General features: G+C 60.8%; 24 protein-coding genes. 16 read left to right on the top strand and 8 right to left on the bottom strand.

Features of this window, described 5'->3' with window-relative positions; all coding sequences use genetic code 11:
- Positions 1–187: 187 nt before the first annotated feature.
- Positions 188–2485, bottom strand: a complete 2298-nt coding sequence (locus tag ACWXTG_RS08965) for a putative bifunctional diguanylate cyclase/phosphodiesterase (protein WP_309566090.1) — start codon at positions 2483–2485, stop codon at positions 188–190.
- Positions 2486–2933: 448 nt separating this feature from the next.
- Here ACWXTG_RS08965 and ACWXTG_RS08960 point away from each other — a divergent pair, with 448 nt between their 5' ends.
- The 6 genes from ACWXTG_RS08960 to ACWXTG_RS08935 all read left to right on the top strand — a co-directional run bounded on the left by ACWXTG_RS08960 (position 2934) and on the right by ACWXTG_RS08935 (position 11840).
- Positions 2934–3302 carry a hypothetical protein gene (locus ACWXTG_RS08960; protein ID WP_480219649.1) on the top strand — a complete coding sequence of 123 codons (369 nt, stop codon included), beginning with the start codon at positions 2934–2936 and terminating at the stop codon, positions 3300–3302.
- Positions 3278–5359 carry a putative bifunctional diguanylate cyclase/phosphodiesterase gene (locus tag ACWXTG_RS08955; RefSeq protein WP_309566093.1) on the top strand — a complete coding sequence of 694 codons (2082 nt, stop codon included), beginning with the start codon at positions 3278–3280 and terminating at the stop codon, positions 5357–5359. Before ACWXTG_RS08960 ends, ACWXTG_RS08955 begins: the two co-directional genes overlap by 25 nt.
- Before the next feature lie 67 nt (positions 5360–5426).
- Positions 5427–5801 (top strand): hypothetical protein, encoded by a 375-nt coding sequence (locus tag ACWXTG_RS08950; protein WP_309566094.1) that lies wholly within the window; start codon positions 5427–5429, stop codon positions 5799–5801.
- Positions 5802–6017: 216 nt separating this feature from the next.
- On the top strand, positions 6018–9224 hold the full coding sequence (locus ACWXTG_RS08945) for an efflux RND transporter permease subunit (RefSeq protein ID WP_309566095.1): 3207 nt from the start codon (positions 6018–6020) through the stop codon (positions 9222–9224).
- Positions 9214–10392 (top strand): efflux RND transporter periplasmic adaptor subunit, encoded by a 1179-nt coding sequence (locus tag ACWXTG_RS08940; RefSeq protein WP_309566096.1) that lies wholly within the window; start codon positions 9214–9216, stop codon positions 10390–10392. The genes ACWXTG_RS08945 and ACWXTG_RS08940 overlap by 11 nt, the downstream gene beginning before the upstream one ends.
- Positions 10389–11840, top strand: a complete 1452-nt coding sequence (locus ACWXTG_RS08935; protein ID WP_309566097.1) for an efflux transporter outer membrane subunit — start codon at positions 10389–10391, stop codon at positions 11838–11840. Before ACWXTG_RS08940 ends, ACWXTG_RS08935 begins: the two co-directional genes overlap by 4 nt.
- 4 nt (positions 11841–11844) lie before the next feature.
- Here ACWXTG_RS08935 and ACWXTG_RS08930 read toward each other — a convergent pair whose 3' ends face one another.
- From ACWXTG_RS08930 to fae, 6 genes are all read right to left on the bottom strand, one after another.
- Positions 11845–12672 carry an AraC family transcriptional regulator gene (locus tag ACWXTG_RS08930; protein WP_480219648.1) on the bottom strand — a complete coding sequence of 276 codons (828 nt, stop codon included), beginning with the start codon at positions 12670–12672 and terminating at the stop codon, positions 11845–11847.
- Between the two features lie 34 nt (positions 12673–12706).
- Positions 12707–13306 (bottom strand): ABC-type transport auxiliary lipoprotein family protein, encoded by a 600-nt coding sequence (locus ACWXTG_RS08925; RefSeq protein ID WP_480219647.1) that lies wholly within the window; start codon positions 13304–13306, stop codon positions 12707–12709.
- 8 nt (positions 13307–13314) lie between these two features.
- Entirely contained in the window at positions 13315–14265 is a 951-nt protein-coding gene (locus tag ACWXTG_RS08920; protein WP_407996069.1) for an MlaD family protein, read from the bottom strand.
- 3 nt (positions 14266–14268) lie between these two features.
- On the bottom strand, positions 14269–15048 hold the full coding sequence (locus ACWXTG_RS08915; protein ID WP_480219646.1) for an ABC transporter ATP-binding protein: 780 nt from the start codon (positions 15046–15048) through the stop codon (positions 14269–14271).
- Between the two features lie 6 nt (positions 15049–15054).
- Positions 15055–16173, bottom strand: coding sequence for an ABC transporter permease (locus ACWXTG_RS08910; RefSeq protein WP_480219645.1), 1119 nt, complete (start codon positions 16171–16173; stop codon positions 15055–15057).
- A gap of 126 nt (positions 16174–16299) precedes the next feature.
- The gene (gene fae, locus ACWXTG_RS08905; RefSeq protein WP_230348727.1) at positions 16300–16848 is read right to left on the bottom strand and encodes a formaldehyde-activating enzyme; all 549 of its coding nucleotides are present in this window, start codon (positions 16846–16848) and stop codon (positions 16300–16302) included.
- 153 nt (positions 16849–17001) lie between these two features.
- Here fae and ACWXTG_RS08900 point away from each other — a divergent pair, with 153 nt between their 5' ends.
- Genes ACWXTG_RS08900 through ACWXTG_RS08890 form a run of 3 tightly spaced genes read left to right on the top strand, consistent with a single transcriptional unit; the run spans position 17002 to position 19895 of the window.
- Positions 17002–17421 (top strand): secondary thiamine-phosphate synthase enzyme YjbQ, encoded by a 420-nt coding sequence (locus ACWXTG_RS08900; protein ID WP_309566105.1) that lies wholly within the window; start codon positions 17002–17004, stop codon positions 17419–17421.
- Between the two features lie 3 nt (positions 17422–17424).
- Positions 17425–18039: an NAD(P)H-dependent oxidoreductase gene (locus tag ACWXTG_RS08895; protein WP_480219644.1), complete on the top strand. Its 615-nt coding sequence runs from the start codon at positions 17425–17427 to the stop codon at positions 18037–18039.
- Complete coding sequence (locus ACWXTG_RS08890) at positions 18039–19895, top strand: monovalent cation:proton antiporter-2 (CPA2) family protein (protein ID WP_480219643.1); 1857 nt, start codon at positions 18039–18041, stop codon at positions 19893–19895. The genes ACWXTG_RS08895 and ACWXTG_RS08890 overlap by 1 nt, the downstream gene beginning before the upstream one ends.
- A gap of 33 nt (positions 19896–19928) precedes the next feature.
- Here the strand turns inward: ACWXTG_RS08890 and ACWXTG_RS08885 are convergent, their stop codons facing one another.
- The gene (locus tag ACWXTG_RS08885; protein ID WP_480219642.1) at positions 19929–20357 is read right to left on the bottom strand and encodes a CBS domain-containing protein; all 429 of its coding nucleotides are present in this window, start codon (positions 20355–20357) and stop codon (positions 19929–19931) included.
- Between the two features lie 161 nt (positions 20358–20518).
- On the opposite strand from ACWXTG_RS08885, the gene ACWXTG_RS08880 reads away from it, so the two are divergent.
- The 7 genes from ACWXTG_RS08880 to ruvA all read left to right on the top strand — a co-directional run bounded on the left by ACWXTG_RS08880 (position 20519) and on the right by ruvA (position 25060).
- Positions 20519–21049, top strand: coding sequence for a MarR family winged helix-turn-helix transcriptional regulator (locus ACWXTG_RS08880; protein WP_407996062.1), 531 nt, complete (start codon positions 20519–20521; stop codon positions 21047–21049).
- A gap of 57 nt (positions 21050–21106) precedes the next feature.
- On the top strand, positions 21107–21574 hold the full coding sequence (locus tag ACWXTG_RS08875) for a YybH family protein (RefSeq protein WP_407993177.1): 468 nt from the start codon (positions 21107–21109) through the stop codon (positions 21572–21574).
- Positions 21575–21600: 26 nt separating this feature from the next.
- On the top strand, positions 21601–21981 hold the full coding sequence (locus ACWXTG_RS08870) for a YybH family protein (RefSeq protein ID WP_480219641.1): 381 nt from the start codon (positions 21601–21603) through the stop codon (positions 21979–21981).
- 147 nt (positions 21982–22128) lie between these two features.
- The gene (locus ACWXTG_RS08865) at positions 22129–23046 is read left to right on the top strand and encodes a DMT family transporter (RefSeq protein WP_480219640.1); all 918 of its coding nucleotides are present in this window, start codon (positions 22129–22131) and stop codon (positions 23044–23046) included.
- A gap of 165 nt (positions 23047–23211) precedes the next feature.
- Positions 23212–23937 (top strand): YebC/PmpR family DNA-binding transcriptional regulator, encoded by a 726-nt coding sequence (locus ACWXTG_RS08860; RefSeq protein ID WP_407993176.1) that lies wholly within the window; start codon positions 23212–23214, stop codon positions 23935–23937.
- The gene (gene ruvC, locus ACWXTG_RS08855; protein ID WP_407993175.1) at positions 23937–24479 is read left to right on the top strand and encodes a crossover junction endodeoxyribonuclease RuvC; all 543 of its coding nucleotides are present in this window, start codon (positions 23937–23939) and stop codon (positions 24477–24479) included. Before ACWXTG_RS08860 ends, ruvC begins: the two co-directional genes overlap by 1 nt.
- Positions 24476–25060, top strand: a complete 585-nt coding sequence (ruvA, locus tag ACWXTG_RS08850) for a Holliday junction branch migration protein RuvA (protein WP_457136548.1) — start codon at positions 24476–24478, stop codon at positions 25058–25060. Before ruvC ends, ruvA begins: the two co-directional genes overlap by 4 nt.
- Positions 25061–25183: the final 123 nt, after the last annotated feature.

The raw sequence follows: 25183 nt of genomic DNA, 5'->3' as shown, positions 1-25183 counted from the left end.
AAAAGCTTATGAAGAGGCTTTATATACGGCCTGGCTAAAATGCCATCATTGAAATGTAAATGTACCGATCTTTCAATGGTAGTGTCTTTTATTCCAGGCTTTCTTCCAGCGTTGAGGTCACGGCGCGAGCGCATCATTTGCTTCTGCCCGTTCTTCATCGTGGTCCGGTCGGCAATTGTCTCCGGCGCTATTGCCGGTTGAGCCGCTCGACCTGCGCCGCATATTCCTCGGTGGGCATGGGGTAGCCATATAGATAGCCCTGCACTGCCATGCATCCTTCCGCACGGACGAGCTCAAGCTGTTCGGCGGTTTCCACGCCTTCTGCGACCGTGACCACGTTCAGCCGCTTGCCCAGGTCGGCAATCGCCTTGACCACGGCGGCGCAGTCGGGCCGGGTGACGGCGTCTTTCACGAAGGAGCCGTCGATCTTGATCTTGTCGAACGGGAAAATCCGCAGGTGGGCGAGGGAAGAGTAGCCGGTGCCGAAATCGTCCAGGGCGATCCGCACGCCCATGTCGCGCAATTGGCGTAGTTCTTCAATGCCTTCCTCTGCATGGTTGAGCAAAGCGGTTTCGGTGACTTCGAGTTCAAGGCGGCTGGGTGGCAGGCCGGATGCGAGCAGGGCGGAGCGGATGATGTCCACGAGGAAGCCCTTGCCGATCAGGCTGGCCGAAATATTGACGGCAACGCCAACCTGCTCTTCCCAATCGGAGGCATCGCTGCATGCATGGTTGATGACGAAATAGCTCAGGCGGCCAATCAGGCCGATCTGTTCGGCAACCGGGATGAATTCGGAAGGCGGAATCCAGCCGCGCTGCGGGTGATACCAGCGCACCAGGGCTTCGCGGGTGGTGACCTGCCCGGTCTCGATGTCGATGATGGGCTGATAGAAGACGAACAGGTTCTCGTAATGCTCCAGCGCCATGCGCAGGCTCAGTTCCAGGTAGGTATGCTCCTGAATGCGCTGTTCCATTTCCACGGAAAACATCTTGAACGTGCATTTGCCCGCGCTCTTTGCAGCATAGAGCGCGATGTCCGCCCTTGCCAGCAGCAGTTCCGCAGTGGTGCCGTGCTGTGGCGCCAAGGCGATGCCGATGGAGGCGCCGATATTGACGTCGGCATCGTCTTCCAGGTGGAACGGGGCGGTGATGATTTCAATGAGGGAGTCGGCCAGCTCTTCGGCCTGCCGGGGGTCGTTGTGCTCCATCAGCACGGCAAACTCGTCGCCGCCGAGCCGGCCGATGGTCTTGCAGCCGCCATGGCTGGCGGTACGCAAGCGGAACCGGTCGGCCACTTGCCTGAGCAGGATGTCGCCGATACGGTGGCCCTTGGAGTCGTTGACCAGCTTGAAGCCGTCCAGGTCGATGAACAGGATGCCCACGCGGCTGCCCGGTGCCTGCAAGCCCTCCGTGAGCATTTCATAGAATCTGTTGCGGTTGGAAAACCTGGTGAGCGGATCGTAGTGGGCGAGTTGCAGGATCTGGTTCTCGGCTTCGACTTCCTTGGTGATGATCGCCCAGGTCAGCATGGGGGCGATATAACGGCCGTCGTCGTCACGTATGGCGCATACCTGCAATTCCAGGATTTCCGGGCCCAGCCTGATGCGTGCGCTGTGCGGGAGGTTGGCAGGGTCGGCAAGCAGGCGGCGCTGGTATTCCGGCTGTCTGTGGAAGATGTCGATCGAGGTGCCGATCAGGTTTTCCGCCTTGATCGGCAGCAGGTGCTCGATGCTTCTGATCAGGCTGATGGAGGTAGCGTTGGCATAGTTGATGTTGAAGGTGTCGAGCTCGACGGTCATGGCGGCGACAGGCATGTCGTCCAGCATGTGCAGGAGCTTGCCCTGTTCGCGCATTTGCCGGCGCAGCTCGGCCTGGGCGTTGATCATGCGGGCGAAGTTGCGGCTTTGGATCAGGATGATGATGACCGCGGCAACCAGCACGAGCAATATGTTGACCGCCATGGCCTTGAGCGTCAGCACGTCGATGACGGCGAGGAAGCCGGTAAAGAAAACCGCCATGATGCCTGCCACGATCAATGCGGCCGATGGCAGGTGGATCAGGCAGAACATGGTGCTGATCAGTGAAATGGCGAGGAAGAAGATCACATGGCTTTGGGTATAGGTGTTGCCATGGGGAAACAGCATCATGGCCCAGGCCAGGAACGCTACCGTCAACAAGGCGGTCAGCCGGTTGGTGCGCCTGGCTTCGTGCAGCGCCGTGTCTGGCGTGAGGACGACATGACGGTTGCGCCACCAACTGATGGTTCTGACCGCGCAGATGGCGCTGAGCGATATGGCGATAGCGAACGTCATGCCCGCCGGGGCGGAGTCGATGAAGCTGAAGGCCAGCACCCAGCTATTGGCAACCAGGATGGAATACAGCAAGGGAATGAAACGCGATAGCTCGGTACACTTGGCACAAAGCAGTTCCGGGGTGTCTTCCGGAACGACGATGAGGTGTTTAATGCGCACAAAGGCACTTGTCATGGTTGTTCTTCCTCGGTGTTCACAAAGGCACACTATGCCGTTCCGATTTATTTTGATAACCAGATTCCTGGTGTTTCGCGCGAACGGCTGATTATGTTATTAGTAAATAAGCAATAAAAAAATAAGCAGCGCTCAGGAAGGATGCCGTCAATAATGGCAGGCAAGATGTAATGCTAGTGAGAACACTGGCGATGCCGGTTCGCCGACAATGATTTCCTGCCGCGCACGGCCGGTAACATTGTTAATATTCAACACCTTGATTGATGAGGCAGAGTATCATGAATGGTGAGCATGAAAAAGTCACAAAATGTCACGATCCCAACCCAAGCGAGTTTGGGCTGGTGGCCCGCCGGACTTCCCGATAGCATGGTGCCCATTGGCCCGCCTATGCGCTTTTTGAAGCCGCCCCGCAGCCGATAAGCCTGTTGGCGATGAGGATGTGAGCCATATGGCGTACGCGCGCCCGGCTGCGGAGTTCGTGGCGGATACCATCGCCCTGTGGAGCAGGCGCTACCTGACCGCAGACTGGTCTGCGGTCAGCTTGATGGCGGATCGAATTCATGCGCCTGGGGCAATGTCCCTGTCATGCCGCCGCATTCAATCTCTTTTCTCGATACGCTCGCTGCGAAAATGTTCCAATTTTGCATATTTTTCTGCTTTTTCAATTTTTATGATTGTCACAAATGCTGTCGTGAAAAGATTTTTTGCTTATTTTGTTTTTTTTGCTTCAGAACAGCTGATACGCAGCCGTAATGAGGAGTATCAGTCGTATTCTCCTCCTGGTGTGTGTCTATGCTGCAAGAATCCTATGATGTAAACCTTGTCGCCATTTCGCTGGTGGTGGCCATCTTCGCCTCCTATACCGCACTCAACCTGGCAGAACGCATCAATACCGCCAAGGGCCGGGCGGCAACATGGTGGCTGCTGGGAGGCGCTGCGACGCTCGGTATCGGCATCTGGTCGATGCATTTCATTGGCATGCTGGCGTTCCGCCTGCCGATCCCGCTGGGTTATGACATGGGGATCACCGTGTTTTCCCTGGCCTTGGTGATCGTCGTCTCCGGTTTTGCCTTGTACCAGGTCATCCAGCCCGCCTTGCCGCTCAAGCGCCTGCTGGTCAGCGCCGTGATCATGGGCATAGGCGTGGCGAGCATGCACTACGTGGGCATGGCCGCCATGCTGATGGAGCCCGCGCCGGTTTACGATCCCGGATTGTTTGCATTGTCCGTCGCGATTGCCGTGGCGGCCTCTGCCGCCGCCATGTGGATCGCTTTCCGGTTGCGTCAGCGCGTGCCGCACGTGCTGCTGGCCCGCGCATTGGCCGCCCTGGTGATGGGCGTTGCCATTTGCGGAATGCATTACACGGGCATGGCGGCCGCGGATTTTCCGGTGGGCAGTGTTTGCCGGGCTGCCGTCGAGGGCGGCAGCCTGGATCACCTGACGATCATGGTGGTGATGGGCACCGGCAGCGTATTGGTCATCGCGCTGCTTATCTCGATCCTGGATGCGCGCTTGGAGTCGAAGACCGCGCAGCTGGCGAAATCGCTGGAAATTGCCAACCAGGAGTTGCTGCACAAGACATTGCACGACAACCTGACCAGCCTGCCGAACCGCACCCTGCTGGAAGACCGCGTGAACCAGGCATTGCACAAGGCGAGGCGGGAGCACAACAGTTTCGCCCTGATGTTCATCGACGTGGACGGCTTCAAGACCGTTAACGACTCGCTGGGCCACCACGTCGGCGACAGCCTGCTGGTCGAGGCCGCGGCGCGGCTGCGCAAATTGCTGCGCGCGCAGGATACCGTGGCGCGGGTCGGCGGCGACGAATTCGTGGTGCTGCTGGAGAAGGCTACGCCAGAGGATGCGGCGGTCGTCGCCGGCAAGATCGTGCTGGCGTTCCGCCAGCCGTTCACCAGCGGCGGGCGGACGTTGCGGGTGACGGCCAGCATCGGCATCGCCATTTCACCGGACAACGGACAGACCTACCGCGAGCTTGCCATCAATGCCGATACGGCGATGTACCACACCAAGCGTTCCGGACGGAACGGCTACCATTTTTTCGAGGCTTCGATGCATATCGATACCCAGGGCCGCCTCGATATGATGCTGGACCTGGGCATGGCGCTGGACACGCAGCAGTTCGCCCTCGTCTACCAGCCCAAGTTCGATGCCGGCCGCGAGCATATCGTCGGGGCCGAGGCCTTGCTGCGATGGCACCACCCCAAGTTGGGAACCGTGCCTCCGGACAAGTTCATCTCATTGGCCGAGAAGACCGGGCTGATCGTCCCGATCGGCGAGTGGGTGCTGAACGAGGCATGCAGGCAGATGCGCGCCTGGCACGACATGGGATGCCGGCACTGGCACGTCGCGGTCAACCTTTCCGCCGTGCAGTTCAGCCACGACAGGCTGCTGGAGGTGGTCAAGTCCACGCTGGCGCGCTGGAGCTTGTCCGCCCATTGCCTGACGCTGGAAATCACCGAGTCAACGGCCATGCACAACGTCAAGGCGACGCTGGATATCCTGCATGCGCTGGCGCGGCTGGGAGTGAAGATTTCGATCGACGACTTCGGCACGGGCTATTCCAGCCTGCTGTACCTCAAGCGCTTGCCTGCCGACGAGCTGAAGATCGACCGGGGCTTCATCAGCAACTTGGGCAATGGCGAAGGGGTGGATGACGGCGCGATCGTGTCGGCGATCATTGCTCTGGGGCATACCTTGAACTTCAGGGTGGTGGCGGAAGGGGTGGAGACCGATGCGCAGAAAGCCTTCCTGCAGGGGCTGGGCTGCGACGAGCTGCAGGGCTACGGCCTGAGCCGGCCCATCACTGCCGCGCAAATGACGGAACAATATGCCACTGAGCGGCTAGCAAGCTAGGCGGACGATTGTTTATACTTAGGGTTTGAGCGCAATCGGCGCATAAACTGGATCTAGGGTTTTCATTATGTCTGTTCGTCTCGCCGGGACTCCCGGAAAGTTTTTCCTGCTGCTGTTGCTTGGCAGCCTGTTGTCCGCGTGCGGCGGGTTCAGCGTCTGGCCGTTCGGCGGCGACGATGCCGATGTGCGCTCCCGCGGCCCTGCCGGCTCGACGGAATACCTCTGCGACAAGGGGCGCAAGTTCTACGTCAAGCTTGAGAACGCGGGCAAGGCGGCATGGCTGGTGTTGCCTGACCGCGAAGTCCTGCTCAACAAGACCGAGGCCGGGCCTTACAGCAACGGCATCACCACGCTGGCGCTGGAGGGCGAGGCCGCCAAGCTCGATGACGGCTACAAGCACGAGTACAATAATTGCCAGGCCAACCTGCCTGCCAAGAAGTAGCGATGCACGACCGTGCAAGCCGCTCCTGGAGCGGCTTTTTTATTTTGCCCCTTTCAAATCGCAGCATTGCGCATCAATGCCCCCATTCGCAACCGGGGCATAATGGCAAAATTAAGCAACAATGTGGCAGTTTTGAGTAAGCACAGCCTTAAATATCTCTGGAATAATTGTTGACTAAATCAGTCTGTCAAATGGATTCGTTATGGTAGTCGCGGCATGTTAGGCATAGTGAAAGTTGCGCTTAGGCGCCCTTATACCTTTGTGGTGATGGCGATCTTGATCCTGATCGCCGGCATCTTGTCGGCATTGCGCATGCCGACGGATATCTTTCCGGAAATCCGCATTCCCGTGATTGCGGTCGCCTGGCAGTATGCCGGCATATCGCCGGACCAGATGACCGGGCGCATCCTGACGACGTTCCAGCGTTCGCTGACGACGACGGTCAACGACATCGAGCATATCGAGGCCAATTCCTATGCGGGCCTGGGCATCGTCAAGATTTTCTTCCACCCGGGCGTCAATATCGCCACCGCCAACGCGCAGGTGACGGCGATTTCGCAGACCATGCTGCGCCAGCTGCCGCCGGGCACCACGCCGCCGCTGATCCTCAACTACAACGCTTCCACCGTGCCCATCCTGCAGCTGGCGCTGGCCGGGCAGGGCCTGACCGAGCAGAACCTCGGCGACCTCGGCATGAACGCGGTGCGCACGCGCCTGGTCTCGGTGCCGGGCGCGGCGATTCCCTATCCTTTCGGCGGCAAAACCCGCCAGGTGCAGATCGACCTGGACCCGGACGCCATGCAGGCGCGCGGGCTTTCCGGGCAGGACGTTGCCAACGCGCTGGCCGCGCAGAACCTGATCCTGCCTGCCGGTACGCAGAAAATCGGCAGTTTCGAGTACACGATCCAGCTCAATAACGCGCCTTCCGAACTGGAGGAGCTGGGCAACCTGCCGATCAAGGTGGTCAACGGCGCGACGGTGTATATCCGCGACGTGGCGCAGGTGCGCGACGGCAACCCGCCGCAGACCAACCTCGTGCATGTGGACGGCGCGCGTTCCGTGCTGATGTCGGTGTTGAAGAATGGCGCCACTTCCACGCTGGCGATCGTGGACGGCATCAAGAGCAAGCTGGACGAAATCAAGCCTACCCTGCCGGATGAGCTGGTAGTGCGCCCGATCAACGACCAGTCGATTTTCGTCAGCGCCGCGATCAAGGGCGTGGTGCTGGAAGGCTGCATCGCCGCCGCCTTGACCAGCATCATGATCCTGCTGTTCCTCGGCAGCTGGCGCTCCACGGTCATCATCGCCATTTCCATCCCCTTGTCCATCCTGGGCGCGATCGCCAGCCTGGCATTGATAGGGGAAACGCTCAATATCATGACGCTGGGCGGACTGGCGCTCGCGGTGGGCATCCTGGTGGACGACGCCACGGTGACGATCGAGAACATCAACTGGCACCTGGAGCAGGGCAAGCCGGTCGAGCCGGCGATCCTGGACGGCGCGCGGCAGATCGTGACGCCGGCGTTCGTGTCGTTGCTGTGCATCTGTATCGTATTCGTGCCGATGTTCTTCCTCGAGGGCGTGTCGCGCTTCCTGTTCGTGCCGATGGCCGAAGCCGTGATGTTCGCGATGATCAGCTCCTTCATCCTGTCGCGCACGCTGGTGCCGACCATGGCCAAGTACCTGCTCAAGCCGCATGCGCCGCATACCGACCTGCACGGCAGCGATCATGCCTTGCCGCCGTCGCGCAACCCGCTGGTACGCTTCCAGCGCGGGTTCGAGGCGCGCTTCGAGCGCTTCCGCGAGGGGTATCGCGGCGTGCTGCTGTTGATGCTGGCAAACCGCAAGAAGTTTATTGTCGGCTTCATGGCCTTCGTCATGTTGAGCTTTGCCTTGGTCCCGTTCCTCGGGCGCAATTTCTTTCCCGAGGTGGACGGCGGGCAGATCCTCATGCACGTGCGGGCGCCGGTCGGCACCAGGCTGGAAGACACGGCGGCCAAGTTTGCCAATATCCAGTCCGAGATCCGCAAAATCATCCCTGCGCATGAGATTGAAACCATCGTCGACAACATCGGCCTGCCGATCAGCTCCATCAACCTGACCTACAACAATACCGGGTTGATGGGGGTGCAGGACGGCGACATCCAGATTGCGCTGACCAGGGAGCACCAGCCTACAGCCATGTACGTCAAGCGCTTGCGCGAGGAGCTGCCGCGCCTGTTCCCGGACGCGACCTTCACCTTCCCGCCCGCGGACATCGTGAGCCAGATCCTCAACTTTGGCTCCCCGGCGCCGATCGACCTGCAGATCCGCGGCAGCAACCTGCAGGCCAATTTCGATTACGCCAACCAGTTGGTCGCGGAAATCCGCAAGGTGCCGGGCATTGCCGACGTGCGCGTGCAGCAGTCGCGCCGCAACCCGGTATTGAATGTCGATATCGACCGCTCGCGTGCGCAGGAAGTGGGCCTGACCACGCGCGACGTGACGAACAATATGGTCGTGACCCTGGCCGGCAGCAGCCAGGTAGCGCCTACCTACTGGCTCAACCCGGCCAACGGCGTTTCCTACCCGATCGTGATGCAGACCCCGCAATACCGCATGGATAGCTTCTCGGCATTGGAAAACCTGCCGATCAACGGCAGCGCGCCCGCGACGACGCCGCAAATCCTCGGCGGCCTGGCCAGCTTCTCGCGCAGCAATTCCAACGCCCTGGTCAGCCAGTACGACATCCAGCTCATGGTGCAGATCAACGCCACCACGCAGGGACGCGACTTGGGCGCGGTGGCAAAGGATATCCGCCGCATTATCGACGCGCATGCCGACAGCGTGCCCAAGGGCTCCAGCGTCGCCCTGCTCGGCCAGGTCGAGACCATGGAGCATGCATTCTCGGGCTTGTTGTTCGGGCTGGTGGGCGCGATCGTGCTGATCTATTTGCTGATCGTGGTGAACTTCCAATCCTGGAGCGATTCCTTCGTGATCGTCAGCGCCTTGCCTGCCGCGATCGCGGGGATCGTCTGGATGCTGTTCGCGAGCTTCACGCCGCTATCGGTGCCGGCCCTCACGGGCGCCATCATGTGCATGGGCGTGGCGACGGCGAACAGCGTGCTGGTGATCAGCTTTGCGCGCGAGCGCCTTGCCGAGCTAGGCAACGCCACTCAGGCCGCGATCGAGGCAGGTTTCGTGCGTTTCCGCCCGGTATTGATGACGGCGCTGGCGATGATGATCGGCATGGCGCCGATGGCGCTGGGCCTGGGCGAGGGTGGCGAGCAGAATGCGCCGCTGGGCCGCGCCGTGATCGGCGGCTTGTTGTTCGCCACCGTCACCACCCTGATTTTCGTGCCGGTGGTGTTCAGCGTGGTGCATCGCAACTACCGCAAGCCTGTCGTAGAGAATTCGAGTTATGGAGAAGTCAATGTCATCTGATCTTAGGTCTACTGACCTTAGTGCGCCGCGTCGTACCGTACGCCGAGGCGGCCTGATCGTGGCCCTGGTGGCTGCTGCAATCGTGGTGTACGGTTTGTCGATTCGCGCCAAGGAAAGTGAGGCGCTCAAGGAGTGGACGGACGACCAGGCCGTCCCGTCGGTGACCCTGGTCAGCCCCCAGCAGGACAGCAGCGCACGCACGCTGGAGCTGCCCGCGCGGCTGGAAGCGTTTGCGCGCGCGCCCATCTATGCGCGCGCCAGCGGCTACCTCAAGCAATGGCATGCCGACATCGGCAGCGAGGTCAAGGCGGGACAGGTGCTGGGCGAAATTGAAACCCCGGACCTCGACCAGCAGTTGCTGCAGGCCAAGGCCGACGTCGCGACAGCCAAGGTGAATGCCGAACTGGCCGGCACGACGGCCAAGCGCTGGCAATCCATGCTGAACACCGATGCCGTCTCCAAGCAGGAAGTCGACGAGCGGATCGGCGATTACGCTGCCAAGCAGGCTATCCTGCAGGCCGCGCAGGCGAATCTTGACCGCATACAGGCCACCAAGGGCTTCACCAAGCTGGTGGCGCCGTTCGCAGGCGTCGTCACCGCGCGCTCCACCGATATCGGCGCCCTCATCAACGCAGGCGAGTCCGGGCAGCCGCTCTTCGTCGTGTCGGATACGCGCAAGCTGCGCCTGTATGTCAACGTGCCGCAGAGCTACGTGCCTGCGATCGGCAAGGGAGCCGCGGCGAAAGTGACCATTCCCGGCCGGCCTGGCGTGGAGTACTCCGCCAAGCTGGTGGCGTCGGCGCAGGCGGTGGATGCGGCCTCCGGCACCACCTTGTTCCAGTTCCTGGTGCCGAATGAAGACGGCGAATTGCTGCCTGGCGGCTTTGCACGCGCCAGTATCGAGCTGCCCGCCAGCGCCGCGACCTTGAGCATCCCTGCCAGCGCATTGATCGTGCGCCAGGACGGCGTGCGCGTCGCCACGTTGGACGAGCATGACAAGGTCGTGCTCAAGACGGTGACGATTGCGCGCGACCTTGGAAAAACCCTGGAAATCGGTTCAGGGATAGAGGCAGGCGACAGGCTGGTGGATAGCCCGCCTGACGATATCGCCGACGGCCTGCAGGTGCGGGCGCCTGCCGACGCTGGGGCAGGGGCCGCCAAGTCATGAACATCAGGCAACACGTTCTGGCCTATGGCGTGATGGCAGCGCTGGCTGGGTGCTCTTTCGCGCCCGAGCTCAAGCTGCCGGAAGTGCCGGTGGCCCAGTCTTACAAGGAAGTGCAGCCCTGGGTGCCGGCGCAGCCTGCCGACCAATTGCCGCGCGGCGCCTGGTGGAAGCTCTATGGCGATGCCGAGCTCGATGCGCTGCAGGAAAAGCTGGTCGCGCACAGCCCGGACCTGTCGGCCGCATTGGCGCGCTACCAGCAGGCGCTGGCATATAGCGAGCAAGCCCGCGCCGGCTTGTTCCCCAGCCTCTCGGCAAACGGCCAGGCCGGGCGCAACCGCGTTTCCGAGCACCGCCCGCTGGTGCCGCCGAACGCCGTGATCCCGCCGACCTACTCGAATTACAGCATAGGCTTGCAGGCCAATTACGAGCTGGATCTGTGGGGCCGCGTGCGCGACACGGTCAAGGCCGGGGTTGCCGAGGCTGCCGCGATGGAGGCCGACCTGGAGTCGGTGCGCTTGAGCCTGCAGGCGCAGCTTGCCGAGAATTTCATCGTGCTGCGCGGACTGGACCAGCAACTGCGTATCCTGGAAGAAACCGTGCAGGCCAACGCCAAGGCCTTATCCATCACCAGGACGCGGCACGATGCCGGCATAGTGCCCGGGCTTGACGTGAGCCGCGCCCAGACCCAGCTGGAAACGACGCGCTCGCAGCTCGAGCAGGTCAAGGCGCAGCGCGCGGTGGTGGAGCATGCGATTGCCGCCTTGGTCGGCGAGTCGCCTTCCAGCTTCGCGATTGCCAGCAGGCAGGACGCCATCGCCTTGCCGCGCATCCCGCTCGGCATGCCGTCCACCTTGCTGCAGCGCAGGCCCGACATTGCGGCGGCGCAAAGGCGCGTGGCCGCGGCCAATGCCAGCATCGGCGTGGCGAAGACCGCTTACTTCCCCGCATTGAGCCTGAGCGCGGCTTTCGGCTACCAAAGCGTGTCTACGGGCAATTGGCTCACTGCGCCCAGCAACTTCTGGTCTATCGGGCCGGGCATGCTGTTCCAGCTATTCGACGGCGGACGCCGCAAGGCCCAGGTGGTCCAGGCCGAAGCGGTGCTGGATGAATCCGGGGCACGCTACCGCGGCGTAGTGCTGGAGGCGTTCCAGCAGGTGGAGGACAACCTGGCGCGCCTCAACCATTTCCAGATTGCGGCAGATGCGGAACGGGCCGCCGCCGAGGCAGCGCAGAAATCCATGGAATTTGCGATGAACCGCTATCGCGAAGGCGCCGCCAATTACCTGGAAGTGACTGCGGCCCAGACCCAGGCGCTGGACACCCAGCGCGCCCTGCTGACGCTCAACGTCAGCCAGCTGCGCGCCAGCGTGGATTTGATCCGGGCCTTGGGCGGGGGCTGGCAACAGCAGCCTGAAGTAGCCGACGCAGCTACGGCAAGCGTGAACTGATCCCTTATTTTGACGCGGGATTTTCCTGCGACCAGCGCGTCAGGTAGTTGCTGGGCGACTCTCCCATCGAGCGCGAGAACATGCTGGTAAAGCCGGCAGTGCTTTCGTAGCCCAGGGCCAGGGCGATGTTGGTGACGCTGGCTCCTTCGATCAACATTTCGACGGCGCGTATCAGGCAAAGCTGCTGCCGCCAGGCCGAGAATGTCATGCCGGTTTCCTTTTGGAACAGGCGGGCGAGCGTCCGCGTGCTGGCACCCGCAATCTGGGCCCATTCCTCGATATTGCGGTCGTCGCCCGGGTTCTGGTGCAGCCGTTCCGTCACGCGTCGCAGGCGGGGGTCGCGCCCCTCGGGCAGGAATAGCGGCGCCTGCTGGGCGGTGCTGATCTGGTCGACCAGGACTTGCATCAGCCTGTGCTCGCTTCCGTGCAGCGTATATTGGTTGTTGATCGCCACCGCCTGGGAGACCAGTTCGCGCAACAGTGGCGTCAGTTTAATCACGCAGCAGCGCCTGGGCAGTTCCTCCAGCAGTTCCGGCGCAATCAATACCGTCTGCATTTCCGATGCCTGGGTATAGGTGACGCTGTGTATGGCCGCGCTGGGTATCCAGCAGGCGCGGCCCGGCGGCGTGATCCAGGAGCCGTCGCGCGTCTCCACGCGCATGCTGCCCGACGTGACGAACATCAATTGCCCGCGCCGGTGCGCGTGGGCTTCCACCCGCCAGCTCTTGGAGTAGCTGCCTATCCTGGCGACGACGGGAAGCGGCGAGAGGTCGGGGTCCGGGCCAGTGCCGTTGAGGTCGGTAAAGACCGGGTAAACTTTGATCTCTGTCATTTGACACGTATGCGGCTAGGTGCTGCCAAGGCGGTTACTGCGATGTAGCGGCTTGGCACTCGGGCGCGGATTGGCTGGTTGTTCCGGCCCAGTCCGCAGCCTGCTGCAGCGCTTCGGTGCTGGCAAGGTTCAGCGCCGCCACCCCGCCGCGCGCATCCGCGCTTTGCGCTGCATGCTGGGCAGAAACCAGCGTGGAAGCCAGCAGCTTGCGCGAGCGCCTATCCACCAGCCCAAGCTGCAGTTGCACCACGCCCTGGCTGCTGTCTGCAGCATCGAATACCTGGTCGAAGCCCACGATCTGCAGCTTCAGGCTGCATGCCGTATTGGCCGGCGAGGCATTGGCGACTTTCTGGCGCAAGAGGTCTATCGGCAGGGTGGACCAGCGGCTTTCCGCATAGGCGAAAACCTGGGATGGATTCTTGTAGTTGAGGCGGTAGCGGATGTTGCCGTGCTGGATGGCGTCGCTGGCGCCGAGCTGCTCCAGCGGCAGGCTGAAATTCACCCGGTTGTCCGCGGTTTGCAGGCCGAAATCGTAAAAGTCCAGCTGCTTGGTTTCAGGCTTGATCGAACTGACGCAGGCACTCAGGCTGAACGTTGCCAGGAACAGCATCACAAGGGACGGGATGGTTTGCATGGGATACCTCATTGAGCAGGTTTGAAGCCGGATTCACCAGGGCCCGGGCGAATTTCCGGTTTGCCGAAAATCAGGCTTTGCGGGTTTTCTTCCAGCATATCCAACAGGCGGCTGATACGGCGCGCGTCGTCGTTGGCGTTGGCTGTCAGTTCATTGAGCCGCGGCAGGGTTTCGTTATTGAGCGTGTCGCCGATCAGGCCCGCGCTGTTGCGGATGTCGCCCGTCATGCCGCGCACGTCCTGGACCGTGGCGGTCAGCTCGTTGAGCAATGGCGTGGCGGCCTGCGTGGCTTCCTGCAGGTTGTTCAGGGTTTGCGTGAGCTGCTGCTGGTTTTGCTCGGACATGAACTTGCTGGCCTTGCCGAACGCCTCGTTGGCGGTGGTCAGCGTCGGCCCCAGCTTGGATGACGCCTCTTCAAGGTTGGACAGCGTCTGGTTCAGGCTCTGCACGTCTATGCTCTGCATCACCGCGTTGGCATGCTCTATGGTGGCGACGCCGTGGTTGACGAAGGATTCCACCTTGTCCACCAGCCTAGGCACGCGTTCGGAAATGCGGTCTATCAATGAAGGGCGCATGGTGATCAGCGAACCGGGGGCCAACTGGTCACCATTGTCGTTCGGGTCGTTGAGGTCGATGTAGGCGAGGCCGGTTACCCCCTGGGCGCGCAGCTCGGCGTAGGCGTCCTTGGTGAGGTGCAGCTTTTCATCGACGCGGATGGTGATCTCGATCGAGGATTGCGAGTCCGGGTCCAGCGCAATGTTGGATACCTTGCCCACGTTGACGCCGCGGAATTTGACCGAGGCCTCCTGGCTGAGGCCGGTCACGGGCTGTTTCGAGATGATCTTGTATTCGGTAAGCGCCTGGCGCGTGCCGCTCATCCACCAGAAGGCGAATGCGAGGATAGCGACCAGGATCAGGGTGACAATGCCAACAGCAAGGGCGTGAGCGCGGTTTTCCATAGATTATTCAATCCTTTCCAATCGGACACGAACGCCCTGGAAAAAGTTTTGCACAAAGGGATGGTCGATATTGCCAAGCTCGCGCAGGCCGCAATTGGCGACGATGCGCTTGTCGGCGAGGACGGCGACCTTGTCGGTCAGCGATACCAGGGTGTCGAGGTCGTGGGTGACGAAAATGACCGTCAGGCCCAGAGCGTGCTTGATGCTCTTGATCAGTTCCACGAATTTCTCGCTGCGGTCCGGGTCCAGCCCTGCGGTCGGTTCGTCCAGCAGCAACAGTTCCGGTTCCAATGCCAGCGCGCGCGCCAAGGCCACGCGCTTGATCATGCCGCCGGAGAGTTGGGATGGCAGCCTGGAGCCTGTGTCCGGCTCCATTTCCACCAGCGAAAGCTTGTGCAGTACGAGCTGGTGGATGGTGGCCTCGTCGAACTGCTTGAGCTCGCGCAATGGAAAGGCGATGTTGTCGAACACGCTCAAGGCGGAAAACAGGGCGCCCTGCTGGAACAGCATGCCCAGGCGGTTCATCAGGCGCTGCTGCGGCACGCGACTCATTTCGTGCAGGTTCTTGCCGAAGAGCAGCACCTCGCCCTTGGTCGGGCGCGTCAGGCCCACGATGTGCCGCAGCAGGGTGGTCTTGCCGCTGCCTGAGCCGCCCACCAGGGAGACGATTTCGCCCGCGTTGATGGTCAGGTCGAGGTCCTGGTGCACCACATTGCTGCCGAATACGGTCCAGACCTTCTTGATTTCGCAGATCGGGCGTGTCTGTTTTTCTTGTTCTGCCATGGATGCTTATACCCCGATGCCGCTGGTCAGGATGGCAAACGCGGCATCGATGAGGATGACGCAGGTGATCGCGGTGACGACCGAGCTTGTGGTGCTGCGGCTGAGGCTTTCGGTATTCGGCTTGATGCGCAGGCCGAAGTGGCAGGCCATCACGGCGACAATGAAGCCGAACATGACGCCCTTGACCAGGCTCAGGGTGATGTTGACCGGCTGCACCACGGCGGCCAGGTAGTCGAAAAAGAAGCGGAACCCGAGGCCCAGCTCCATGTTGGCGGAGAGCGCGCCGCCAAACAGCGCCCAGCATGAAGTCCATATCACCAGGAACGGCGCGATGACAGTGAGCCCTAACACCTTGGGCAGCACCACGCGCAGGATGCGCGAAATGCCCATGGTGGCAAGCGCGTCGATTTCCTCCGTAACGCGCATGACGCCGATCTGGGCTGCCATGGAGGACCCCGAGCGCCCCGCGATCAACACTGCCATCAAGATAGGCCCCAGCTCCCGGATGATGGCCAGCCCGAGGATATTGACGATGAAGATGTCTGCGCCGAAGGTGCGTAGCTGGGTCGCCATGAGATAGCTCATGGCAATCCCGATCATGAAGCCGAGCAACGCGGTGACGGGCAAGGCGGTGACGCCGCTTTTGTAGATGTTGGCGCTGAATTCGCGCCACGGGAAATCCTGCGGGCGGCGCAACAGGTAGCCCAGCTCGAGTACCAGCAGTCCGATGAGCTTGACGAAGTCGACGACATGGCTGGTGATGAAAATGGTCAGCTTGCCGAAGCCGGCGACCAGTTTCAGCCAGTCGAAGCGCGGCGGTTTTTCAACGGCTTTGGCCTCGATGGAAGCCAGCGTGTCGAACAGCGCGGCTTGCTCGTCAGTGAGCGCTACCTTATCTTCCAGCTTGCCGTGCCAGCCGTTCCACAGCACGGCCGCGCCGGCGGTATCCAGTTGCTCCACCTGGGTCAGGTCCCATTGCGCCTTGGCGTCGGAAAAATACGGTTTGAGCGCTCGGCGCAGCTGGGCGAAATCATTCTCCAGGGCGCGCAAGGACCATTGTCCATTGAGGACAATGCGCTTTGCGCCTTGGGCATCCTGCTCTACCTGAAAACTTGCTGCCGCCATGAGCTTCCTTCGGTGATAGGGCGCCAGTCATGCACGGCTGGCGCCGCAGGACTGGCATTGCACCGGCAGCCGAAGCTGCCGGTGCGCTCTTTATAACATGGGTGATGGCAGATTAGACCCTGCCATTTATATTTTGCCGTCCAGGCCCATCTGGAAATACTTGTGCACGATCTTCTCCTGGTTCTCCAGCAGCCAGTCGATGTCCGGCTTGTTGCTCATCGCCTTGTGGATGGCGTTGGCGGTGGCCTTGCGGTGGATGTCGAACAGGATCTTGTGGTCCAGGTTGTCTTGTTCCACCACGATCGGGTTGAGCCAGACCGAGACGATGATGCCGAGGTCGTTGGCCTTTTCCTTGGGGATATCGCCGTTGCGCACGGCATCCAGCACGCCGTTGGCGATCGCGGCCTGCACGGTGCCCATGAGGATGTTGGTATAGCGCTCGTTCTTGACGGTGACCTTGCTCACCATGATGGTGGCGGGGCGCACCATGATGTCGGTATTGAGGATGGCAAGCACGCGCGAGTGGCCCTTGACCTGGTCGCCGAGCAGCGTGCCGAAGGCCGTGCCCATGGGGCCGTCCATTTCCCCGATGATCACTTCAGGCTCGGCTGCCGTGCCCGGAGGGCCTCCCGCTACCAGGGCTTCGCCGACGCGCATGAAAATCTTGTCACTCATTGTTTCTCCTTGCTGATGGATTAGATAACGAAAATAATGGATGAGCTACTTTTAACCGAAATCCGGCGTAATTGCAAAAATGCCGGCCGACCACTCAATGACAACAGCGGCAGGCTATAATTTCCCGGCTTACCATTTTTAAAGGCAAAACTCATGAAAAGTTATCGTAAAGAGCTATGGTTCAATGCGCCTTCGCGTGTGGCCTTCATTAACATCACGCACGAAGTGGAAGCCTGTTTGCGCGAGAGCGGCGTAAGGGAGGGGCTGGTGTTGGTCAACGCCATGCATATCACGGCCAGCGTCTTTATCAACGATGACGAGTCCGGCCTGCACCATGACTACCGCGAATGGCTCGAGCGCCTGGCGCCGCATGAGCCCATCCGCAACTACCGCCACAACGATACCGGCGAGGACAATGCCGACGCGCACATGAAGCGCCAGGTGATGGGGCGCGAGGTCGTGGTTGCGGTAACCGACGGGCAATTGGATTTCGGGCCTTGGGAACAGATTTTCTACGGCGAGTTCGACGGCCGCCGCAACAAGCGCGTGCTGGTAAAGGTCATCGGCGAATAGACATTGAGGCAGCGCGTACTGCTGATTGTGGCCCACCCCATGCTGGAGGGCTCGCGGGTCAACCGGGCCTTGCTGGATGCCGCCCAGGGCTGCGAGGGAGTCCAGGTGCATGACCTCTACGCCCGCTACCCGGAGCAGATGATCGATGTGCCGCACGAGCAGGCATTGGTCGATGCGCACGACATCCTGGTGTTCCAGCATCCCATGCACTGGTATTCGTGCCCGGCATTGCTCAAGAGCTGGCTGGACTCCGTGCTGAGTTACGGCTGGGCGTATGGCGACAATGCCACCAAGCTGACAGGAAAGGCCTGGGTGCAGGCGGTTTCCACCGGCGGCTCGGAAAGCGTCTACCAGCGGCGCGGATACAATTGTTTTTCCGTCGCCGAGCTGTTGCGGCCGTTCGAGCAGACGGCGCGGCTATGCAACATGCGCTACCTGCAGCCTTTCCTCACCCAGGCGGCAGATACCTTGAGCGACGAAGCCCTGCGTGAGCAGGCGGCTAGTTATGCTGTATGGCTGGACCAACTGGCCGAGGGCAAATGGCCGCCGCAGGTCGACAGCCTGCAGGCGGAGGAGGCGCAATATCTGGCGCCCGCCAGCACGGAAGAGGCATCCTGATGGCGGAAGCGCATATCCCATCCCTGTTGCTGGAAAGCGCCATCTACCTTGGCGCCGCCGTGTTGGCTGTGCCTATTTTCCGGCGGATCGGGCTCGGCTCGGTGCTGGGCTACCTGTTTGCCGGCATCGTGATCGGGCCGTGGGGGCTGGGCCTGGTGGCGGATACCGACACCGTCATGCATTTCTCCGAGTTCGGCGTGGTCATGATGCTGTTCCTGATCGGGCTGGAGATCGAGCCCGACAAACTGATGTCATTGCGGCTGCCTATCTTTGGCATGGGCGGCTTGCAGGTGGCGCTGACTGCGGCGCTGGTCTATGGCGCCGGCGTTGCCGTCGGACTGGATTGGCGCTTGTCGCTGGTGGTCGGCATGGGCGTGGCGATGTCCTCGACGGCGATCGCCATGCAGATACTGGCGGAGCAGGGCGCGTTGAACCGCCCGTCGGGCCGCTCCGCGTTCTCGGTGCTGCTGTTCCAGGACCTGGCGGTGATCCCCATCATGATCCTGCTGCTGGTGATTGCGCCGGGAGCGCATACCGCCCACGGCGTGCACATGGACTGGCTGGCCATCCTCAAGGCGGTGTCGCTGGTGGTGTTGCTGGTACTCGGTGGGCAATACCTGTTGCGGCCGGTATTGCGCTATATCGCCAACACCGGCCTGCGCGAGATATTCATTGCGTTCGCCTTGTTCCTCATCATCGGCGTCTCCATCCTCATGACACTGGTCGGCCTGTCCATGGCGCTGGGCGCTTTCATCGCGGGCGTGCTGCTCGCGGATTCCGAATACCGGCAGGAGCTTGAGCTCGACATCGAGCCGTTCAAGGGCTTGCTGCTGGGGCTGTTCTTTATTTCGGTGGGGATGTCGGTCAACCTCGACCTGGTATTGCAGCAGCCGGGATTGATCGTCGGGCTGGCGCTGGCGTTCGTCCTGTTCAAGCTGGTGTTCCTGTTCGGCCTTGCCAAGGCGTTCCGCCTCGATAACGCCGGCGGGCTCATGTTTGCGGTGACTTTGTCGCAGGTGGGCGAGTTTGCGTTTGTCATTTTCAGCGCCGCGCTCGATGCCAAGGTGATCAGCTACGAGCATAGCGCGCTGCTCAATTCGGTCGTCGCATTGTCGATGGTGACCACGCCCCTGCTGTTGCTGGGCTTTCACGGCGTTTACCGCCGCAGGCTGCAGCAACGGCGCAAGAGCGGACGGCACGACGAGTTCGAGGAGGCGCGCCCCGTGATCGTGGCCGGCTTCGGGCGCGTGGGGCAGATCATCACCCGCCTGCTGACTAGCGTGGGCGTCGTGCCTACCGTGATCGAGCATGACCCCAACCAGATCGAGCTCATGCGCAGCTTCGGCTACCATGCCTATTACGGAGACATCACGCGGCCGGATGTGCTGCGCGCGGCGGGCATTGCGCGTGCCAGGCTATTGATCCTGGCGATAGACGACGCTGAGGAGGCGTTGGAGACGGCGCGCTACGTGCGCGAGCATTATCCGGATGTGAAAATTCTTGCACGGGCTCGCAACCGCACCTATGTGTTCGACTACATGGATATGGGCATAGACTGCGTGCGCGAGACATTCCTCAGCGCGGTGCATCTGGGAGAGAAGGCGCTGCGTGAAATGGGCTACTCCCCGTTCCATGCCTACAGCACCGCGTGGAAGTTCAGGCAGAACGACGAGAAAATGATGCATGACCTGCACCCCATCCATACCGATATGCAGAAAGTGATGTCCTACAGCGTGCGCACGCGGCAGGATTTGCAGCGCACCCTGTCGCGCGAGATGGAAGAGGCGGTTGCCGGCCTCAACCACAATGCCTGGGAAGGGCGCCCCGAGGCTGGCGCGCCCAAGGACCAGGAATAAGGTTTCCTCAACTGGCGCAAAGGCGCTGGCAGCCTAGCTCTGGATATAGCTTTCCAGTTGCTTGATCAGGAATTCCTGGTAGGCGATGGTTTCCTTCACCAGGTCGCCGATCGAGAGCAGGCCGACCAGCTTGTCGTCCTCCAATACCGGCAGGTGGCGGATGCGCTTTCCCGACATCAGGTTCATGCAGTGTTCCACCGTGTCTTCAGGGCTGACGGTGATCAATTGCACCGACATGATGTCGCCTACGGTGGTGGTCTTGGAGGTCTTGCCCTTGATGACCACTTCGCGCGCGTAGTCGCGCTCGGAAAAGATACCCACCATTTTGTCGCGCTGCATCACCACCAGCGCGCCGATATGGTGCTCGGCCATGAGCAGCAAGGCGTCATAAACCAGGCTCTCCGGCGCGACGGAATAGATGGTGCTGCCTTTGGTTTCCAGAACTTGCCTCACGGTTTTCATGTTGGCTCCTCCTTCGTTTTCTTATTGGCGTAAGCTCAATATACACCTTAATGATAATAAGGTTAAACGCCCGCGCAAGAGCCTGTTGTCATGTCAAATCTGGGAAGGGCATGAATAGGGCGGTTGACATAATTAGCTAGCTAATTATAATTCGACTAACTATGTTGCAGCTCAGAGATCTTCCAAGCAAGGCAGTCCTGGACAAGTTTTCCGCACGCTATCCGGAAGCGGATGTCAGCGCGGTGTCGTCCTTCCTGCACTTGCTGCGCGTCGCAAGCGATCTTTCGCTTGCGCTGGATGCATGCCTGAGCCAACATGGCCTGCTGCAGGGGCGCTGGTGGGTGCTGATCCTGCTCATGCGGGAGGAGCACGGCATTTCATTGCCTTCCGTACTGGCGGAGAAGGCCGGCGTCAGCCGCGCCACGATGACGGGCCTGATCGACGGCCTGGAGCGCGATGGCCTAGTGGAACGCATCTTCGACAAGGATGACCGCAGGCGGGTGTCGATCCGCCTGACTGCCGCGGGGCAGGAAAAGCTCGACCAGGTGATGCCGGACTATTACACGCGCTTGCGTCAGTGCATGGCAGGGGTGAGCGAAGAGGAGCGGGATTTATTTAACGGCATCTTGGTCAAGCTCAATGCAGGCATCACGGCTTTTGATGCATCCGGCAACCGCCACCCGGGCACATGACGGCAGTCGTTGAAGCAAAGCCTATATTCAATATCAATTAACAAGAGGAGCAATATCATGAAGATCAGCAAGGTCGTTGTCGCTATCGTGTTACTGGCTTTGGTGGCGGTCGCCGCTGTCGCCGTCTACAAATGCAATGCCAAGCCGAACGAGGACGAGGCCAAGGCCATCGTCAGCAAGCTCAACAGCGCATGGGATGCCGCGTTTGCCGAGGCTTCCGCCGGTACGCTCGCATCCTATTACGACGCCAATGGCAGCTTGCTGCCTGCCGGTGGTGAGCAAGTGACCGGCAGCAAGGCGATTGCTGATTTCTGGTCCGGGCTGTTCGCCAAGGGCTTTGCCGATCACCAGATCACCACCGTGGAAACCGGCATCGTCGGCAACACCATCTACCAGCGCGGCAAGTGGAGCGCAGTGCTCAAGAGCGCGGACAGCGAACCGCAGCAATTCAGCGGCAACCTGCATATTCTCTACAAGAAGCAGGATGACGGCAGCTGGAAGATCCTGACCCATACCTGGAATTAATTTCTCACCACTATTAAGGAACCAAGATGTCGAATTCAGATTTCAAGGCCACCGCCCAACAACTCAACCAGGCCTGGGATGCCGCCTTCAATGCTAAAGACCACGCACTGGTCGCCTCTTTCTACGACGATGCCGCCACGGTCCTGCCCGCCGGTGCATCCCAGATCAGCGGCAAGGAAGCGCTGTTGAGTTTCTGGAAGACCTCGATCGCGCAAGGCATCATCGACCACAAGCTGGAGCTGATCGATGCGCAATCCGACGGCAACCTCGCCTTCCAGCGCGGCCATTGGAGTGCCGCCGCGATTGACGCGCAAGGCAACCGCCAGAGCTTCAACGGCAACGTGCACCTGTTGTACAAGAAGCAGGCCGACGGCAACTGGAAGCTGTTGAGCCATATCTGGAACTAGAGCCGCCACGAAACCTGCTGGCGTTTGGCCCTGCCTTGCCGTAGCACACGTATTGCCTGCGGCAGGGCGGCTGGCCAATACCGCTTCGCTGAGTTTTGCCAGTTGCTCTTAAAATCTGTTAACTAAGGCCCTGGGCCAGGAATCGACATGAAAGCGGGAACCTCGACCACGTTGCGCGCCTTTGCAGCCTTGCTGCTGCTGGCGATGCTATGGGGTTACAACTGGGTAGTGATGAAGCATGCGCTGGATTATGCCGGCGCGTTCCAGTTCGGCGCGATGCGGACGTTTTACGGCGCTGTCTGCCTGTTTGCGTTGCTGGTGCTGATGCGCAAGCCGCTCAAGCCGCGCGAAGTGCCGACGTTGATCTGGCTCGGGGTGCTGCAGACCTGCGGCTTTACCGGCCTCATCATCTGGGCCCTGGTCGAGGGCGGCGCCGGCAAGACCGCGGTGCTGACCTACACCATGCCGTTCTGGGTGATGGTGCTGGCCTGGCCGCTGCTGGGCGAGAAAATCCGCGGCATCCAATGGCTGGCGGCATTGTTTTCCGTGATGGGCCTGCTGTTCATCCTTGATCCGCTGCACCTGGGCTCTGACCTGTTCAGCATGTCGCTGGCGATATTGGGCGGCGTGTTCTGGGCGGTTTCCGTGATCGTCGCCAAAAAGCTGCACCAGCGCGTTCCCGATCTCGACCTCATGTCGCTGACCGCATGGCAAATGCTGTTCGGCTCGCTGCCGCTGGTGGCCGTCGCCTTCATCGTGCCCGCGCCGCCGATAAACTGGAGCGTCAATTTCATCGGTGCCGTCCTGTTCAACGCCGTGTTATGCAATGCGCTGGCCTGGCTGCTCTGGCTCTATGCCCTGCAGCACCTGCCCGCAGGCATCGCCAGCATGACCTCCCTGCTCGCCCCCGTAATCGGCGTGCTTGCCGCCTGGCTGCAGCTTGGTGAACAGCCGAGCCAGGGGGAAGTCATCGGCATGGCGCTGATCGGGGTTTCCTTGCTGATCATTTCATTGCACAGCATGAAGCGGCATGAAGAAGTCGACCCGGCAATGGGTCAGGACTGAGCGGCATATCAAGCGGACAGTACGGATGTCATTTTGACGGGATGCATCCGTTTTGATGCTGATCCAACATAGAAATCGCTATTCACGCATGCATATTTTCGCTTAGCCCTATATGGTAAAATTCGCGAGGTTTTTTGCACAATTCGCAATCAAAGGATTTTACAAATGGCAGGGCATTCCAAATGGGCCAACATCCAGCACCGCAAAGGTCGCCAGGATGCCAAACGTGGCAAGATATTCACCAAGCTGATCAAGGAAATCACCGTCTCTGCCCGCATGGGCGGTGGCGATATCAATTTCAATCCGCGCCTGCGCGCCGCCGTGGCGGAAGCCAAGGAGCAGAACATGCCCGCGGACAATATCACCCGCGCGATCAAGCGCGGTACGGGCGAGCTTGAGGGCGTCAATTACGAGGAAATCCGCTACGAAGGCTACGGCATCAACGGCGCCGCCATCATCATCGACTGCCTGACCGACAACAAGCAGCGCGCCGTGGCCGATGTGCGCCATGCGCTGAGCAAGAACGGCGGCAACCTGGGGACGGACGGTTCCGTTTCCTTCATGTTCAAGCACTGCGGCGTACTGGTGTTCGAACCGGGCACCAGCGAAGATCAAGTCATGGAAGCGGCACTGGAAGCCGGCGCGGAAGATGTCATTACCGACGAGGACGGCAGTATCGAAGTGATCACCGCGCCGGGCGATTTCACTGCGGTGAAGGAAGCGCTGGAGGCGGCGGGCCTGAAGCCGGTATTGGCGGAAGTGACCATGAAACCAGATAACGAAACCGTGTTCAGCGGCGACGAGGGAGCCAAGATGCAGAAACTGCTGGACGCGCTGGAAGACCTCGATGACGTGCAGGAAGTCTATACCACCGCAGTGATCGAGGAGTAATGACCGTACGCATCCTCGGCATCGATCCCGGCCTGCGCTTGACAGGCTTCGGCGTGATCGAGAAGGCGGGCGAGAAGCTCGCCTACGTGGCGAGCGGCACCATCAAGACCACGACCGGCAAGGGCAGCGAAATCGAGGATTTACCGACGCGCCTCAAGATCATCCTGGACGGCCTGGCGGAAGTGATTGCGACCTACCAGCCGCAGCAATCGGCGATCGAAAAGGTATTCGTGAACGTCAACCCGCAATCCACCTTGTTGCTCGGGCAAGCCAGGGGTGCGGCAATCAGCGCCCTGGTGCTGAACCACCTCACGGTGGCGGAATACACCGCCTTGCAAGTCAAGCAGTCGGTAGTGGGGAACGGCCACGCGGCCAAGGACCAGGTGCAGGAAATGGTGAAGCGCCTGCTCAACCTGCCCGCGGTCCCGAGGCCGGATTCGGCAGATGCGCTGGCTTGCGCGATTTGCCACGCGCATGGCGGGCAGGGCTTGGGTAAACTGGCAACGGCAGGATTCAGGGTAAAGGGCGGCAGGTTGATATGATTGCAAGATTGAGCGGTATCCTCGTCGAGAAAACGCCACCCCAGGTGGTGATCGACTGCAACGGCGTGGGCTATGAGTGCGAAGTGCCCATGAGCACTTTCTACAACCTGCCTGCCACCGGCGAAAAGGTGGTGCTGCTTACCCAGTTCATCGTGCGCGAAGACGCACAATTGCTGTACGGCTTCGGCAGCGACCAAGAGCGCGCCACCTTCCGCCAATTGCTGAAAGTAAATGGCATAGGCGCAAAGTCAGCGCTCGCTATCCTGAGCGGGCTGTCGGTGGACGACCTGGCCCAGGCAGTAGCCTTACAGGAAACTGGTTTGCTGACCAAGGTGCCTGGCATAGGCAAGAAAACCGCCGAGCGCCTCCTGCTCGAGCTCAAGGACAAGTTCTCCATCGATGGCGGCACGGCGTTGGCCGGCGGCAGCCAAGTCAAGTCGGCCAGCGGCGACGTGCTTAATGCCCTGCTGGCGCTGGGCTACAACGAGCGCGAGGCCCTAGCTGCGGTCAAGCAATTGCCAGCCGATATTGCGGTCGCCGAAGGTATCAAGCTCTCACTCAAGTCGCTCTCTAAAACATAAAGCTAAAATACCTCAGCAGTTTTTAGGGCGAGCGCAGCGATGCCAAGTATGCTTTTGACGTTGTTCCCCGTCTGGCTGCGCTACTCGGCGCAGCCAGACGGGAGGTAAAGCCAACCCTTGGCA

It is taken from the genome of Methylobacillus sp. DLP286 (assembly GCF_056636515.1).
Note: the sequence above shows the minus strand (reverse complement) of the source record. Positions and strands in the feature narration are given on the sequence as shown.